The sequence below is a fragment of the Nitrospira calida genome (assembly GCF_976986435.1).
Genome location: NZ_OZ335950.1, coordinates 1837210 through 1852722 on the forward strand (window position 1 = coordinate 1837210; position 15513 = coordinate 1852722).

Sequence of the window (15513 nt, forward strand, 5' to 3'; positions counted from 1 at the left end):
GGCACGGTGTTGCCGTAGGCTGCCTCGATGGCCACGCAAGTACTGATCATCAATATCACGCGCATGGGTGATCTGGTTCAGACCGGCCCGTTGATTGACCGGCTGCATCGGGAACAACCCGGAGTGGCGATCGATCTGGTCGTCGATCGGCGTTTCGCCCCCATGGCGGCCTTGCTGCCGGGCCTCCGGCATATTGAAGCGTTCGATTTCGAGGGACTTGTCGAGACCTGCCGGGTTATGGCGAAGGACGTCACGGCGCTGTACCGGCAAGTGGCGGACTGGGCGCAGCCGCTGGTGGAGCGCCGCTATGACCGCGTGATCAACCTCACCTTTAACCGGCGGAGCGGGTTGCTCGCGGCCTGCGTCGGCGCGCCGGACATCCGCGGCGTCGCCGCGGCCCGAGACGGGACGACCGTCGTGCGCAATCCCTGGATGGGCTATTTCACCGATTTGCATCACTACCGACGCTTCAATCGGTTCAATCTGGTCGATCTCTATGCCCTCGGCGGAAGCGGTCACGGACCGTTTGCGCCGCTCTCCTTGCGGGTCGATCCGGCGGCGACGGAGTGGGCGCGGACTCAGATCCGCGACGCCGGGCGATCGCGACAAGGCGCCGCGGGCAGCTTGCTGGTGCCGCAACGAGAGTCCGTTGACCCTCGCCCGTTGATCGGTGAACCGGTTGAACCAAGATACTGGGTCGCCGTGCAGGTCGGGGCCAGTGACGTGACGAAAGCCTGGCGCCCCGCCTACTTCGGTCGCGCGATGGCGATCTTGAGCCGGCACGTACCGGTCGGATTCGTGATGATCGGCGGTCAGGCCGAAACCGATGCGGTGCGCCAAGCGGTGGCCGCATACAAGGCGGCCGAGGGAAGCGGGCCGCTGCGTGATGTGTCGGGTCAGACAACGGTGGAACAGCTCGTCGCGTTGCTGGCGGAATGCCGGCTCCTGCTGACCAACGATACCGGGCCGATGCACGCGGCCGTGGCCGTGGGAACTCCGGTCGTCGATATCTCCGTTGGCCATGTGGACTTCCGGGAAACCGGGCCGTATGGGCCGGGCCATTGGGTGGTTCAGCCGGACATCGCCTGCGCGCCCTGTGGATTCGACCAGGTCTGCCTGCACCACACATGCAAGGAGCACGTCACGTGCGATGACGTCGCCGCCCTTTGCCTTCACGCGCTCGGTGCAGGTCCGTTCCCGGGGCACATGAGGGGAGTGCGGGTCTACGCCTCGGCGGTCGATGACGATGGGTTGGCAGGTTATCACCTGCGCGCCGGACGCGAAGACGCGGCGACCCGGTGGTACGGCGAGTTTTGGCGACGCTACTGGTTCGAGGCATTGACGGAGCAGCCGAGCCGACTTGCCCCCACCGTCGGTCCGGCTCCCGACGCGCCGGAGGTCCGGGCCCTGTTCAAGGAGTTAAAACCCCTGGCGGAAGTGCTGGTCAACCGGGCTGACGCGCTGCCGAGCCTCTGTCGCCGGTACCCCTTGCCGGTCGAGACCATCCGGGACACGCAAGCCGCGTTGCGGAAGGATCTCCAACGTGCGCTGAAACTCACGGTGGCGTCTCCCGCGTTCGGTCCGCCCACCGTGGCGTTGGTGCGCGAGACACACAATGCGGAAGAGCAGGGCATCGTCGCCTTGGCCCTCGCGCAGGCGCGCGCCTATGCCACTTGGCGAGATCGATTGGCCGAGGTGGCGGCGCAGGTGACTGAGGAGCCCGCGCTCGGTGCTGGTAACAAGCGTGCTGAGACGGAGGGCTGTTACGCGAGGTATGAAGCGTAAAACGCCTTCGGCAATGTGAGTCCGATGAGAATGAGAACCCAACGATCCACGATCGAGTCTTGACGACGAGGTTCAACCGAGGAGGTGCCGCGATGCAGGTCATGCTGGACGACGAGCAATGGGAGGTCAACGGCGAGGCGTCGTTGGGGGAGATTCTGGCGCAAGTGAACGATCGGGCTCAGGCGAAGGATCGCGTTGTCACAGGGCTTGCCATCGACGGCCGCCGGATGACCGACCGCGATCTGACCCCTTCGTTGCTTACGCGGGCGGCGAAAGACGTGGCGACGGTTCGGGCCGCATCGTGCACGATCCCCGAGCTTGTCGCGAGCGCGCGGGAATCGCTGAACCAGTTTGCGACGGTGTTGAAGCGCGAAGGGGAGATACTGGTGAGGGACTTGAGAGCGGGGCACGGGGATCTGGCGCTGTTCGATCTCTGGTTGGGCAAACTCGCTGACTATGTCGAACTGGCGGAGACGGTTCGCCAGAAGGGGCACGAACCCGCTGCCGGGGCAACGATGGCGATCCCGTTGACGAACTTGATCGACGCGCGCACCGGCCTCGATACGGTCCGTCTGGCCGATGTGTTGGAGTATGAACTCTTACCGCGCTTGGATGGTCGAGCCTGACCAGCTGCTTTTTAGCGGTGCGAGATTGATTCGTCACCGCCGCGGCGCGCTCAAGTCTCCGACACCATCCGCCGATAAGTTCCTCAGCAAGCCCGGGCGGAATCAAGGGGGGCGCGGAGCACTTCCTCTTGGCCGACCGGGCAGACATGAGGCCTTCGGCACGGAAGCCGAGGGGCTGTGGCATAGGTTGCTGTCAAGAAGGAGGAAGCCTCCATGGCTCTTACCATCAACAACAATATTGCGTCGATCTCCGCGCAACGCAACCTCAGTGTAAGCTCGGAGGCGTTGCAGCGTTCGGTGGAGCGGCTGTCTTCGGGTCTTCGGATTACCCGCGCGGCCGATGATGCGGCGGGACTGGCCGTATCAGAAACCTTGCGCGCCCATATCCGGAGCATCAACCAGGTCATCCGCAACGCGAACGACGGCATCAGCCTGACCCAGATTGCGGACGGGGCCGCCTCGACGATCGGGAATCTTCTGACGCGGATGCGGGAGCTGGCGTCGCAGGCGTCGAACGGAACCCTCGGCTCGACCGAGCGGTCGTATTTGGATCAAGAGTTCCTCGCCCTCCGGTCGGAAATTGATCGGATCGCCAGCGTGACGGAGTTCAACGGGAACTTCCTGCTGAGCGGCACCTCGAACAGCTTCACTTTACAGGTGGGCTTTAAAAGCGGGGCTGGCAATACCCTGTCGATTGCGCTCCGAGATCTGGACCTGCAATCCCTCAGCCTCAGCTCGGTGAATATTTCGACGGCAGACAACGCGCAGAGCGCATTGAGCAACATCGACAGCGCGATCAGCGCGGTGGCAACCGCCCGAGCCGACTACGGCTCCTATCAGAACCGCCTCGAGGCGACGATTGCAAGCCTCCAAGTGGCGAGCGAAAACCTGAGCGCAGCGGAATCCCGAATCCGCGACGCCGACATCGCGTACGAAACGGCTCAGTTCACGCGAAACCAGATCCTGGTGCAGTCTGGCATTGCGGTCTTGGCGCAGGCGAATACGCTGCCGCAGCAGGCGCTCGCCCTACTGCGGGGCTAGGCTAGCCCGTCCGTTCGCCCGTCCTCTCTCCGCACGAGCGGGGAGGGGACGCTGGCGGATGAGCGCGCCGGGAGGGGGCTCCGATGATCAACAACATCGCAGGAACTGGGGAGCTTCGCCGAGTCCTGCGCGACTTCGGCGCCGGCCATTCGGTCGCGGACCGGGCCAAAACGCCGGAAGCGGTTGCCGGCCGTGCGATGATGGAGCGGGACGCGGCCCCGGATGAGCAGGCCCTTCAGCGTGCGGTCGCGCGGGTGCGGGAGGTGTTTCAGGGTGCGGATGCACGCTTGCTGATCGAGATCGACCGGGGGTTAAACCGAGTCGTCATCAAGATCGTGAACGGCCAATCCGGCGAGGTGATCCGGCAGATTCCACCCGAAGAACTCCTCGATCTGGCTAGACGGTTCGACGGCGTGACCGGTCTTTTGCTGCAAGAACACGTGTAATTCCACCGTTACGGGAAAGCGATGGCAGCCGGCATTAGCTTCGGTGGGCTCGGCAACGGGATCGACTTCGGTCAGGTCGTCGATCAACTGGTCAAAATCCAGCGCCTGCCGATCGACAAGTTGGTTCAGACACAGACCGCACTCAAAAGCAAGCTGACCGATTACGGAGTGCTGGGAACGAAACTCCTGTCGCTGCAGGGCGCGGCGGATGCCCTCCGTTTAGCCACCACGTTCGATCGGTCGAGTGCGTCCGTCGGCGACCCGACCGTTCTGATCGCCTCCGCGTCCTCGACGGCGGCGGCCGGCACGTACACGGTGAATGTCACGAAGTTGGCTCAGGCGCATCAGATCACCAATAAGGCGGCCAAGGCCGTCGCCGCCCCCACCACAGACATCGTGAGCGGCGCGTCTGCCACGTTTACATTCCGGGTGGGATCGGGCGCCGATCAGACCGTGACCCTGGGCGCGACCGCCACCTTGGAGGATCTTAAAGCCGCGATTAACGATTTGGGAGCTGGCGTCTCGGCTTCGGTACTGAACACGGGAACGGACGCGGCGCCCGCCTACCGGCTGGTTCTGACGGCGACGAGCACCGGGGCGAGCAACGCCGTGACCATCGTCACGGATACGACGGATTTGGACTTTCTCAACGCCAGCGGCACCGGTGGCACGGATGTGCTGCAAGCGGCGCAAGACGCCGAGGTTGTGCTGGGCGATCCTTCGCAGAACCCCGTGACCCTGACCAGGAGCAGCAACACGATCACGGACGCGATCCCCGGCGTCACGCTCACGCTGATCAAAACAACGGGAACCAACACAGTCACGCTGAGTATCTCCCGGGACACCGCCGCCGTGAAAGCCAACATCAAGGCCCTGCTCGATGCCTACAACGACATCGTTAAATTCATCAACGAGCGAAGCACCTACGACGTCACTGCCCAAACAGGCGGCCTGTTTTTCAAGGAGGGCACTCCCAAGACGGTGCTGAGCCGGCTCCGCCGGGCCCTGTCCGATGAAGTGAGCGGTCTCTCCATCTATACGGCGACGGGACAAATCGGTTTCAAAACAGAACGCGATGGGACGATGAGCCTGGACGACGCGAAATTGGACTCGGCCCTGAGCGAGCAATACAGCGCCGTCAAGGCTCTTTTTATCAACCAGGCGAGCACCACTGGCGTAGCTCAGCGGATCACCGAAGCTGTCGACGCCTTGGATGATGTCGTCGCTGGCGCTTTGACCTTGCGCAAGCAGTCGCTGACCGATCAGATCGACGATCTGGCCAAGGAAATCGCCAGAAAGGAGGAGGCCTTGGCCGCCTACGAAGCGCGTCTCCGCGCCCAGTACGCGGCGCTCGATGCCTTGCTCAGCCAACTACAGGGGCAACTATCATTTCTCCGGTCGCGAACCGGATTGGTACAGGAACGGCAACTATGACCAACTACGGCGTCAGCCAATATCAGCGCACGCAGGTGATGACCGCCTCCGGCGTGCAGGTGATCGTGTTGTTGTATGATGCGGCGGTCCGCAGTTTGGAACTGGCCCGCGAAGGCATCCTGCGCAACGATCATCGGGACAAGGCGCGTTTTCTCGGACGCGCCATCGCCATCGTCGGTGAACTCTCGAATGTCTTAGACATGGAACGTGGAGGGGATATCGCCCAGTCTCTCCGGCGTCTGTATGACTATGTGCTGCACGAATGCACCCGTGCGAACCTGCATCACGAGCCGAAGCGTCTGGACGGGCCGCTCCGGTGTCTGGCGACCCTACGCGAAGCCTGGGCCACGGTGGCGCGCGAAGGGATGTACAAACGAACCGTGGGAGCGTGAGCCATTCTCGTGGCGAGACAAGATGAGCGAGCGGAAGCCTTGACGCACCAAGCGTTCGCAGCAGCCCAATCAGGCCGTTGGGACGAAGTCCTGCGATGCTATCGGGAACGCGAGGTGGCGTTCGGCGAGGGGGAGATCTCCGCTGCGCTCGCTGTTCGCCTGTCGGCGATCGACCGGAAGATCTACGAAAAAGCCTGTGCGGTCGTGGCCGCGCTGAGCGCCTCGCTTGAGGAAACCGTCACGGCCCGGCACCGGCTGAGGCGTCTTCGAGAGCTATACCACTTGAACCGCGGGATCGGCCGCCTGACGAACTGCCGGGGTTGACCTGCTGTGAAACCGGCCCGGTGTGACCGGTGTCTGCCACTGAGCCTCGCCCGGCGGGCCTCTGTGCCGGGTTTCAGCCGCATTGTCAAACCCCTTGCCGATGAACCGGGCTGCGGAGAACGGGATGTCTTCGACGGGCGAGACCATCACACCGGACGAGCGTCGGGAGTGGTTGCGGATCGAGGACCGCCTGCTGCTGTCTTATCGGGTCCAGGGTGATACGGAGGAGACTGAGGCTGCGAGCGCGGCCTCGAACATCGAGCGTTCGCTTGCGACTTTCATCGTGAAACCGACGGCCGATCTCCTGGCTCATGCAGAATTGGTGACGGCCGAGTCCTCGCTTGTGCCTTGGTTGATGAAGATCGATTGGTTATTGAATCTCATCCTGACCACCTTGGCGAACATGAAGCCCGAGGCCGTCGCGTTGCCGGAGTTGACCGAGGTCACCCTCAGTGCAGGCGGTCTCGCCTTCGAAACTAAGCAGCCGATCGAGATCGGCGACATGCTGTCGATCTCGTTGGTGTTGCCCCCCTTTACGCCGGTCCACGCTATGGCCGCGGTTGTCGCCGTGGCCCCGCTGAAAACCGACGCATCGAGCCGGCGTGTATCCGTCGAATTTACCGCCATTGAGCCGGATGACCGGGAACGCCTGATCCGACACATCCTCCACATTCAAGCGGAACGGTTGCGTGCCAGGCGGCTCGGAGGATAGCAGCGCCCGCGTCTTTGCGTTTTGCGCGAGCGTTCGTTGCTCCGCGCGTCCGCCTCTCGAACATGCCACCCTCAAGATTTTTCCGGCAAAGGCCGATAAGCACATTCGCGATGAACGACACCCCAGCGGCAGCAACCGACAGGAACGCCAACGAACACGCCTCGGTGCCGAGCGAGATTTTGACCGTCGAGGATGTGGCGCGGTTTCTTCGCGTTCCCAAATCTACAGTCTACAAGCTCGCCCGGCTGGGGCGGTTACCGGCTGTGAAGATCGGCAAACACTGGCGTTTCCTCCGCGGGGATCTCCACGCATGGATGCATATCCGCGCCGGCCGTGAAACATGAGCCAACCACCTACACAGGCGACGCGACCCCACGAACGCCTTATTCGCGAGGAATCCCTGCGGCGTCGAGAGGTCTTGGAAGCGCTGGCTGAGCAGGGGGACGAGAAAGCCGTGGAGACCCTCGTCGCCGGCCTGCGCGACGCGAGTCCCGGAGTTCAGCAGGCGGCGATGAACGGTCTCGTGCGTATAGGCGGGCGGCGCGTGGCGACACGGCTGATTCAGATGTTGCGCGAGCCCCCTGCCGTACGGAATTCCGCCATCGAAGTGCTGGAAGGCATCGCTGGCGACGTCCTGGAGTCCGTCCTGCCGCACCTCGGGTCTCCCGACCCCAATGTGCGCAAATTCATCGTGGACATTGTGGGCAAACAGGACGACCCGCGAGCCGTGGCTCATGTGATGCCGTTGCTGTCGGATCCAGATGCCAATGTGCGGGCTGCGGCCGCCGAGACCCTCGGCCACCTCCGTGCGGCGGAGGCGGTCCCTCGTCTCATCGGGCTTCTTCAGGATACGGAATGGGTGGCGGTTTCGGCCATCTCGGCCCTGGCGGAGATCGGGGAACCGGCGTCTCTGCTTCCGCTTATCAAGGCGATGGAAAAAGGCGGCGATCCGGTGCAATGCGCGGCGATCGATGCCATGGCCCGGCTGGATCACGAGGGGCGAAGTGTGCCGGTCCTGATGCGGCTGGTCGAATCGTCGAATCCGGAATTGCGCGCGACTCTGATAAAGACACTCGTGACGATCACGGATCGCGTCGACTCCGACGTCTGGGCGACGCGAGATACGACGACCTGGCTGGCGCTGTTAAGCGAAGCCTTGCGCGATTCCGATCCTGGCAGTCGCATGGCCGCGATCACAGCTCTGGGGCGACTGCGCGATGGGCGGGGTACGCAACTGATTCTGAACGCCTGCCGCGGATGGGCCAATCCCAGCGAAGAGGCGATCGGCCGAGCGGTCTCCGCTCTAGCTTCGATCGGCGATGCGCCGCGACTGATCGGAGCCGTGCGGCCGGATGAAACCGATATGACGCTCGGGACCGTTTTGATTCGGGCGCTGGGCACCATGCGTTGCGCCGATGCGGCGCCGGCCCTAGCCGCGGTTCGTCTGGGCAGTCCCCATTGGGAGCTGCGGAAGCTCGCGGTGCAGGCGCTGGCCATGATCGGCACGGATGAGGCGATGCGAGCCGTCCACCAGGCCGTCGGTGATTCGACCGGGTACGTGCGTGCAGAAGCTGTCCGGATTTTGGCGGAGACCGGACGTCTCACCGATCTCCGATCGTTGCTGGATATGCTGACCGTGGAGCGATATGCGGACGTGCGCGAGGACATCATCGCCGCGCTGGCGACGGTCTCGTCGCAGGACATCGGCATGTCGGCGGTCGCTCTGCTCGACCATCCGCGCCCGGAAGTTCGATCGTCGGCCGCGCAACTGATCGGACGCATGGCTCTGCCGGAAGGCTTGCAACCCTTGCTCGTCGCAATGAACGATCCGGAATGGTCGGTGCGCCGGGCTGCTGCCGAAGCGCTCGGTCGCTATGACGACCCGCGCGCCTGCGAAGCGTTGGAAATCGCGATGTCGGATGATCATGAGCAGGTTCGGCTGGCGGCGGTCATGGGCCTCTCGCAGAGCGACCGGCCAGAAGGCCGCACCGCGATCATTGGTCTGGGTCTCCGGGACCCCGATGTTTGGGTCCGATATCGATCCATTGAACGCCTCGGCTCGAGGCGAGCGGCGGAAGCCGTGGCTGCCTTGACGAAGATCGCCGCGGATGCTCGGGAACCGGACTTCCTCCGGCGGGCGGCGGAGGAGGCTCTGGTTCAGATCGGCAGGGGATCGGGAGCCGGCGAGTCGCCGTGTTGACCCGCGTGCGTGACGCCAGCGGACCCCCGCGATAAGAGTCCGCCGGCGCATCCGCCGTATTCCGTCGTAGGAGCGGGTTCATGCAACTGAGCGACGCCACGTTCAGGGAATTGCGGGACTTCATCTATGAGCGCACGGGAATTTTGTTCCAGGACAACAAGAAATACTTGTTGGAAAGTCGCCTGCTACCACGGTTGCGGGCGCGGAACTGCACTTCGTTCGAGGAATATTGCAAGGTGCTCCGGTTCGATGCCTGGCATGGCAAAGAGCTCAACGCGCTTTTTTCCGTCGTCACGACGAACGAAACGTATTTCTACCGCGACATGCCGCAACTGGAGGCGTTTATGAACACCGTTTTACCGGCGGTCATGGATGACAATCAGGCGACTTCACAGCTCCGCATGTGGAGCGCGGGGTGTTCCACCGGCGACGAGCCGTATACGCTGGCCATCATGTTGTTGGAGCACGCTCCGCTCGCCAAGTGGTCGATCGAGATTCTGGCGACGGACATCAGCGAAACCGCCTTGCATGCCGCACGCAAAGGGGTGTATGGACCGTACGCCGTCCGGAACGTGCCCCCCGCGATTCTTCAAAAATATTTCACGGTCGAAGATGGCCAGTACGTTCTGTCATCTAGGGTCAAACACCTCATCAAGTTCGCCAACGTGAACCTGTACGATCGCCCGCGGCTGAAACTCATCCGGGGTCTCGATGTGATCTTTTGCCGCAACTGCCTGATCTACTTCGACGACCGTGCCAGACGACAGGTTCTGGATGACCTGTACGACTGCCTGAAGCCGAACGGGTATCTCGTCATTGGATTTTCGGAATCCTTGCACAACCTCACCCGCGCATTTCAGCCGGTTCATGCAAACCGATCCGTGGTGTACAGGAAAGCGTGATGCGCGAAACGGGAGGTCTGAAACAGACGGCGACAAGCGGAACGTGAGCGTTCCATGCCCCACGAGACCGCGCAGGCGCCGGAGCTCGAAGCGATGGCCGAGACCATCCTGATCGTCGATGACTGTGCGACCACCAGGCGGTTGCTTTCCGTCTACCTCAGGCAGGAGGGTTACGACCTGGTTCATGCGGTCAACGGGCTGGATGCGCTGGAGAAGCTCGCGCTTCGGTCGGTGGATTTGGTCATCACGGACATGAATATGCCGCAGATGGACGGCGTGGCGTTGGCCCGGGCGCTCAAGCAGGATCCGGTCTTCAAGTGGATTCCGATCGTGATGCTTACTACCGAAGGCGAAGAGCGCGAACGGCAGCACGGCCTGGAGGCTGGTGCGGCGGCGTATCTGATCAAACCGGTGACGCAGGAGCAGCTGGCCCAAGAAGTACGACGGACGCTGACGAGCGGACGAAACTGAGGCAAGGAGGGCGGAGATGGGGGCCGATCCGAATATGAAAATCCTGGTCGTGGACGACATGTCCACGATGCGGCGGATTATCAAAAACATTCTGAAACAACTCGGCTTCAACAACGTCGAAGAGGCGGAGCACGGACAGGAAGCCATGAGCAAACTCAAGACGGACACCTATGGGTTTGTCGTCTCCGATTGGAACATGCCGGTCATGTCCGGAATCGATCTGCTGCGGGCCATCCGGAGCGACGAGCGGCTTAAGGGAATTCCGGTCTTGATGGTGACGGCTGAGGCGCAGAAGGACAACCTGATGGAAGCCATTCAGGCCGGCGTCAGCAACTACATCGTGAAGCCGTTCACGGCCGAGACGCTCCAGGACAAAATGAACAAAATTTTTAAGTGACGTGGGCAAAAAGCGAAGGGCGTGTCTCGCCTGCGTCTGCAACCCGGTGTCCAGCTCGCGTGATCGAGGCCGGGAGTTCAGTGTGGGGAACGTGAATCGACAACTGTACGAGGAACTCGGCGAATTGGCCCGGTACATCGAGACGGCGATGCACAAGCTGGAGGAAGCCGGGGGGCCGGTGATCGCCACGACCCTTCAACTGCCGCAAGCGGCGACGCACCTCACGGATCTGTGCCGCTTGACGGAGGAGGGAACCCACGAGGTCATGCGATTGGCCGAAGCCATCCAAGAGAACCACGCGCGGGTCGCGACAACCCTGGGCGCTCTCGCGGCTTCTCTTGCGGCGAATGCCGACACGCAGGCGGCGGCCCGGCGATTGGACGAGGCGGCTCAAACCCTGGCTCAAGACGATAAACGGCTGATCGATCTCATGACCGCGCTGTCTTTCCAGGACCTGGTCGCGCAACGGGTGCAGAAGTTGGCCGCCGTTTTGAACGATGTCCAACGCAAGTTGCTTGAGCTGATCGTCGTCTTCGGACCGATCCGGTACCCAACCGATCACGGCGTGAACGGGAAAGCCGATGAAATGCTGAAGCAACTGGACGCGTCCAAGTCCACCGCGATCAAACAAGCGCTGGTCGACGAGATTTTGACGCAATTCGGTTTTCACTGAATCGGATTTTTGCCAGACCGCGAGGATGCCATGGGCGACGAGATGCAGGATATCTTGAACGACTTTCTCGCCGAATCGCAGGAGATGATCGACACGCTCGATCAACGGTTTGTTGCGCTGGAGGCCGATCCGGCCAACGCGGAACTGCTCAACGATATCTTCAGAGCCATGCACAGCATGAAGGGTTCGGCCGGCTTTCTCGGCTTCACCCGCATCGTTGACATCACGCATCGCGCGGAGAACGTTCTGAACAAACTCCGCCAAGGGGAAATGAAGGTCCTGCCCGAGGTCGTCACCGTCATCCTGGAGGCCGTCGACACCATCAAACTGTTGATGGCGGCCGTCCGCGAATCGGGAACCGATAGCCATGTTCCGACCGAGACGATGGCGAGAAAACTTGACGCGCTCCTGTCCGCACCGGCTTCCGCGGCGGCTGCGGCGACTTCTCCGTCGGTTGAGGCCGCAACATCCGCCGCGGCCGCGACTCAGTCGGCATCGGCTCCGTCCGCATCTGTCGCCCCGACGATCGGCAAAATATTGGTCGGCGAAGGCGCCGCCACGAAGGAGCAAGTATTGGACGCACTGAACGAACAGCAACGTCAATCCGATCCCAAAACCCCGTTGGGCGAGATCCTCGTTCAAGCCAAAGCCATCACCGAACGCGCGCTCGAAGCCGCGTTGCACAAGCAGGACAAAGCGGGGCGGAACCCGGAGGACGATCAAACCATCCGGGTCGAAACGAAACGTTTGGACGCCGTGATGAATTTGGTCGGCGAACTCGTGCTCGGGCGCAATCGTCTCGTCAAGATCGGGGGGCACTTGGAGCAGGCGTACGAGTCCGACCCGACCGTGCGCGCGTTGGGCGAGACCTTGGCACAGCTTAATCTCGTAACCACGGATCTCCAGTTGGCGGTCATGAAGACGCGTATGCTGCCGATCCGCAAAGTGCTGGCCAAGATGCCGCGCATGGTGCGGGATCTGTCGCAAAAGCTTGGCAAGCACGTGCGGCTCGATCTTCACGGCGAAGACACAGAGTTGGACAAGTCCGTCGCCGATGAGATCGGTGATCCGTTGGTCCATCTCGTCCGTAACGCGATCGATCACGGCATTGAAACGCCGGCTGAACGGCGGGCGGCCGGCAAGTCTAGCGAGGGGGTGTTGCGGATCGCCGCCAGCCAGGAAGGCAACAGTATCGTGATTCGGATTCAGGATGACGGCCGCGGCATCGCGCTGGACAAGGTCAAGGCCAAGGCGTTGGCGAGAGGGGTGGTGAGTGAAACGGAACTCGCGTCCATGGAGCCACGCGAGATCATCAACTTGATTTTCCTGCCGGGATTCAGCACCGCCGAAACGATCACCGATGTGTCAGGCCGAGGTGTCGGAATGGATGTCGTTCGCACTAACATTCGACGCCTCAACGGCACGGTGGATATCGAGTCCGAGCAGGGCAAAGGAAGCCAGATTACGATCAAGTTGCCGCTCACCATCGCGATTATCCAGGCGCTGATGGTGGAGGTCGAGCGAACGACGTTTGCGATTCCGCTCAGCTCGGTCATCGAGGCGGTGAAGATTTCGCGCTCGGATATCAAAACGATCAACGGCCGTGAAGTCCTGCATCTTCGCGAGCGCGTGCTTCCGCTGATCCGTCTGGCCGAGGAGTTTGAGATTCCGGTCGACCTTGACCGAGAGACCTTCTATGTCGTGGTGGCCGGATTGGGCGAGCGACGAATCGGCGTGGTCGTGGATCATCTGCGTTCCCAAGAAGAAGTCGTCATTAAGTCCATGTGGGATTACCTGGACGGGATCAAGGGCATCGCGGGCGCGACGATTACCGGCGAGGGCAAGGTGGTGCTGATCCTGGACATCGCTGAACTGGTGCACAACGCCAAAACTTGTCGGACCGCGGCGGCCAAGTGAGACCCAAGGGTGCAGGGACGAGGAGCGCAGCACGCAAGAAGGGAGGCGCACCGTGTCTGTTCTGATTCACGAAGTGGATGCTCGCACGAAACTGGCCGGGGCCAACCGGATGGAGCTGTTGCTGTTTCACGTCGGCTCCGCCGAGGTCTTGGGCATCAACGTCTTCAAAGTGCGGGAGGTGATGAAACTGCCGGCCGTGACGCATGTGCCCGAGGCGGACCCCCGCATTCGGGGCATGGCCAACATCCGGGGAACGATGGTGCCGGTCATTGACCTCAGGACGGCGCTCGGGCTCGGCGATAAGGTCTCCGGCGATGATGAAAAGGACGGTCGCAGCGGCAATCTGATTGTCACCGAATACAACGGGAGCCTGCAGGCGTTTCGCGTCTCGGGCGTGGATCGCATCATCAGGATGTCGTGGAATCAGATCAAAACGCCGCCTCGTTTGGTCCTTGAGAACAACCGGGGGACGATCACATCGGTGACGACGTTGGAGGACGGCCGCCTCGTGCTGATCGTCGATGTCGAGAAGATCTTCAACGATGTTTGTCCGCGGGCGGACGATGAACTGTATGCGGGCCTTGAAATCAGCCCGAAGGCCAAAGCCAAGTGCGTCCTGTTCGCCGACGACTCCTCCGTTGCACGGACTCAGATCCGCAAGACGCTGGAACGGCTCGGAGTCGGCTTTCTGCAGACCGCCACGGGCAAGGAAGCATGGGAGACGCTGGAAAGGTTGGCCCAGGAGGCTGCGAAAAAGGCTCAGAAGGTCGACGAGTATGTCCAGGTGGTGTTGAGCGACATCGAGATGCCGGACATGGACGGATTTACCTTGACCAAGCAGATCCGGACCGATCCGCGGTTTTCCCATTTGCCTGTGATCCTTCATTCGTCGTTGACGGGGAGCTGCAACGTGGCCAGGGGAAAAGCTGTCGGCGCCACCGACTATGTCGCGAAATTCGACCCGCGGGTATTGGGCGAGACCTTGCTGCGTCACCTGTAAAAACTCTGCCGAACGAACGATTGCGGAGGCGAATGACGCCGCGCCTCCGCCGATGTGGAGAGCGGAGCGTGCCAGAAACATTGAACACTACAGCCGTCCGAGTCCTGGTCGTCGACGACTCGGCGTTCATGCGCAAGACCTTGTCGGCCGTGTTGGCGGGCGACCGCCGTATCACGGTTGTGGGAACCGCCCGAAACGGAGAGGAAGCCATTCAGAAAATTCAGGAACTCCGACCGGATGTGGTGACCCTCGACGTCGAGATGCCCGGCATGAACGGGCTGGTTGCCCTCCGGCACATTATGGCGACCACTCCGCTCCCGGTCATTATGGTGAGCTCGCTGACCGCGGACGGGGCCCAGGAAACTCTGAAGGCTCTCGAACTCGGAGCAGTGGATTATGTGTTTAAACACCCGGGCGGCATGGCGGCCAGGTGTATCGATATCCGAGCCGAACTCGTGGCGAAGGTAATGGCCGCGGCGGGTGCGAAGGGAAAAGTCGGGCTTCGAGACCGGAAGAAGGAACCATGGGCGACGAGGCATTCGCCTGTGCCCTCCCGCTCTCCGTCCCTTCTGTCTCACCTGTCCGCCGACACTGTGGCCGCCACCCGCGGCGGCAAAGTGATCGCCATCGGCTGCTCCACCGGGGGGCCGCAGGCCTTGATGGAGATCCTGGCGGGGTTGCCGGAGGATTTGCCGGCGGGCGTGGTGATCGTCCAGCACATGCCGAGGTTTTTCACGAAACCGTTTTCCGAGCGGATGAATCAGATCTGCCGCCTGGATGTCCGTGAAGCCGCTGACGGCGACATCGTGAAGCCAGGCGTCGTGCTCATCGCACCGGGAGGCGTCCAGTTGCGGGTCGCCCGGCGGAGCGCACTGGACGTTCAGGTGTCGTTGAGTCCGGATTCGGAAGGTCTCCTGCATGCGCCTTCGGTCGACATCATGATGCAATCGGTGGCGGCGGTGTACGGCGAACGGGGGATCGGCGTGATCCTGACGGGCATGGGCCATGACGGTCTGGAAGGCATGCGCGCGATCAAGGGAGCCAAGGGTCGCACCCTCGCGCAAGACGAAGCCACATGCGTGGTGTATGGCATGCCCAAAGCGGTCATCGAAGCCGGGTATGCCGACAAAATCGTTCCGTTATCCCAAATGGCAGGGGAAATCGTGAATATGGTGTGAGCTATCAGGCTCTCA

At 62.1% G+C, this 15513-nt stretch carries 17 protein-coding genes; all 17 read left to right on the top strand.

The features are described from left to right. Window positions 1-27 precede the first annotated feature (27 nt). A complete protein-coding gene (locus ACWHTU_RS09080; protein WP_447863202.1) occupies window positions 28-1785 on the top strand; it encodes a glycosyltransferase family 9 protein in 1758 nt (585 codons plus the stop codon). 92 nt (window positions 1786-1877) lie between these two features. Continuing rightward, window positions 1878-2411, top strand: coding sequence for a hypothetical protein (locus ACWHTU_RS09085; protein WP_447863203.1), 534 nt, complete (start codon window positions 1878-1880; stop codon window positions 2409-2411). Between the two features lie 213 nt (window positions 2412-2624). Next, window positions 2625-3452, top strand: coding sequence for a flagellin N-terminal helical domain-containing protein (locus ACWHTU_RS09090; RefSeq protein ID WP_447863204.1), 828 nt, complete (start codon window positions 2625-2627; stop codon window positions 3450-3452). A gap of 83 nt (window positions 3453-3535) precedes the next feature. Continuing rightward, entirely contained in the window at window positions 3536-3898 is a 363-nt protein-coding gene (locus ACWHTU_RS09095) for a flagellar protein FlaG (RefSeq protein ID WP_447863205.1), read from the top strand. A 21-nt stretch (window positions 3899-3919) separates the two neighbouring features. Next, window positions 3920-5332 carry a flagellar filament capping protein FliD gene (gene fliD / locus ACWHTU_RS09100; RefSeq protein WP_447863206.1) on the top strand — a complete coding sequence of 471 codons (1413 nt, stop codon included), beginning with the start codon at window positions 3920-3922 and terminating at the stop codon, window positions 5330-5332. Next, on the top strand, window positions 5329-5724 hold the full coding sequence (gene fliS, locus ACWHTU_RS09105) for a flagellar export chaperone FliS (protein WP_447863207.1): 396 nt from the start codon (window positions 5329-5331) through the stop codon (window positions 5722-5724). The genes fliD and fliS overlap by 4 nt, the downstream gene beginning before the upstream one ends. A gap of 9 nt (window positions 5725-5733) precedes the next feature. Beyond that, the gene (locus tag ACWHTU_RS09110; RefSeq protein WP_447863208.1) at window positions 5734-6048 is read left to right on the top strand and encodes a hypothetical protein; all 315 of its coding nucleotides are present in this window, start codon (window positions 5734-5736) and stop codon (window positions 6046-6048) included. Between the two features lie 124 nt (window positions 6049-6172). Next, complete coding sequence (locus tag ACWHTU_RS09115; RefSeq protein ID WP_447863209.1) at window positions 6173-6760, top strand: PilZ domain-containing protein; 588 nt, start codon at window positions 6173-6175, stop codon at window positions 6758-6760. A gap of 110 nt (window positions 6761-6870) precedes the next feature. After that, a complete protein-coding gene (locus ACWHTU_RS09120) occupies window positions 6871-7104 on the top strand; it encodes a helix-turn-helix domain-containing protein (protein WP_447863210.1) in 234 nt (77 codons plus the stop codon). Then, window positions 7101-8960, top strand: coding sequence for a HEAT repeat domain-containing protein (locus ACWHTU_RS09125; protein ID WP_447863211.1), 1860 nt, complete (start codon window positions 7101-7103; stop codon window positions 8958-8960). Before ACWHTU_RS09120 ends, ACWHTU_RS09125 begins: the two co-directional genes overlap by 4 nt. 80 nt (window positions 8961-9040) lie before the next feature. After that, window positions 9041-9862 carry a CheR family methyltransferase gene (locus tag ACWHTU_RS09130; protein WP_447863212.1) on the top strand — a complete coding sequence of 274 codons (822 nt, stop codon included), beginning with the start codon at window positions 9041-9043 and terminating at the stop codon, window positions 9860-9862. 54 nt (window positions 9863-9916) lie between these two features. Next, on the top strand, window positions 9917-10333 hold the full coding sequence (locus ACWHTU_RS09135) for a response regulator (RefSeq protein WP_447863213.1): 417 nt from the start codon (window positions 9917-9919) through the stop codon (window positions 10331-10333). Window positions 10334-10349: 16 nt separating this feature from the next. Further along, window positions 10350-10730, top strand: a complete 381-nt coding sequence (cheY, locus tag ACWHTU_RS09140; RefSeq protein ID WP_447863214.1) for a chemotaxis response regulator CheY — start codon at window positions 10350-10352, stop codon at window positions 10728-10730. Between the two features lie 82 nt (window positions 10731-10812). After that, complete coding sequence (locus ACWHTU_RS09145) at window positions 10813-11403, top strand: protein phosphatase CheZ (RefSeq protein ID WP_447863215.1); 591 nt, start codon at window positions 10813-10815, stop codon at window positions 11401-11403. Window positions 11404-11433: 30 nt separating this feature from the next. Beyond that, entirely contained in the window at window positions 11434-13320 is a 1887-nt protein-coding gene (locus ACWHTU_RS09150) for a chemotaxis protein CheA (protein WP_447863216.1), read from the top strand. Between the two features lie 52 nt (window positions 13321-13372). Continuing rightward, window positions 13373-14320 carry a chemotaxis protein gene (locus ACWHTU_RS09155; RefSeq protein ID WP_447863217.1) on the top strand — a complete coding sequence of 316 codons (948 nt, stop codon included), beginning with the start codon at window positions 13373-13375 and terminating at the stop codon, window positions 14318-14320. 68 nt (window positions 14321-14388) lie between these two features. Then, window positions 14389-15498, top strand: coding sequence for a protein-glutamate methylesterase/protein-glutamine glutaminase (locus ACWHTU_RS09160; RefSeq protein ID WP_447863218.1), 1110 nt, complete (start codon window positions 14389-14391; stop codon window positions 15496-15498). Window positions 15499-15513 lie beyond the last annotated feature (15 nt).

What these genes read in the sequence shown, in the direction of transcription:
- ACWHTU_RS09090 (WP_447863204.1), top strand. Translation starts at nt 2,625, where the DNA reads ATGGCTCTTACCATCAACAACAATATTGCGTCGATCTCCGCGCAACGC.
- ACWHTU_RS09135 (WP_447863213.1), top strand. Translation starts at nt 9,917, where the DNA reads ATGCCCCACGAGACCGCGCAGGCGCCGGAGCTCGAAGCGATGGCCGAG.
- cheY (WP_447863214.1), top strand. Translation starts at nt 10,350, where the DNA reads ATGGGGGCCGATCCGAATATGAAAATCCTGGTCGTGGACGACATGTCC.
- fliS (WP_447863207.1), top strand. Translation starts at nt 5,329, where the DNA reads ATGACCAACTACGGCGTCAGCCAATATCAGCGCACGCAGGTGATGACC.
- ACWHTU_RS09115 (WP_447863209.1), top strand. Translation starts at nt 6,173, where the DNA reads ATGTCTTCGACGGGCGAGACCATCACACCGGACGAGCGTCGGGAGTGG.
- ACWHTU_RS09085 (WP_447863203.1), top strand. Translation starts at nt 1,878, where the DNA reads ATGCAGGTCATGCTGGACGACGAGCAATGGGAGGTCAACGGCGAGGCG.
- ACWHTU_RS09095 (WP_447863205.1), top strand. Translation starts at nt 3,536, where the DNA reads ATGATCAACAACATCGCAGGAACTGGGGAGCTTCGCCGAGTCCTGCGC.
- ACWHTU_RS09130 (WP_447863212.1), top strand. Translation starts at nt 9,041, where the DNA reads ATGCAACTGAGCGACGCCACGTTCAGGGAATTGCGGGACTTCATCTAT.
- ACWHTU_RS09125 (WP_447863211.1), top strand. Translation starts at nt 7,101, where the DNA reads ATGAGCCAACCACCTACACAGGCGACGCGACCCCACGAACGCCTTATT.
- ACWHTU_RS09150 (WP_447863216.1), top strand. Translation starts at nt 11,434, where the DNA reads ATGGGCGACGAGATGCAGGATATCTTGAACGACTTTCTCGCCGAATCG.
- ACWHTU_RS09080 (WP_447863202.1), top strand. Translation starts at nt 28, where the DNA reads ATGGCCACGCAAGTACTGATCATCAATATCACGCGCATGGGTGATCTG.
- ACWHTU_RS09120 (WP_447863210.1), top strand. Translation starts at nt 6,871, where the DNA reads ATGAACGACACCCCAGCGGCAGCAACCGACAGGAACGCCAACGAACAC.
- fliD (WP_447863206.1), top strand. Translation starts at nt 3,920, where the DNA reads ATGGCAGCCGGCATTAGCTTCGGTGGGCTCGGCAACGGGATCGACTTC.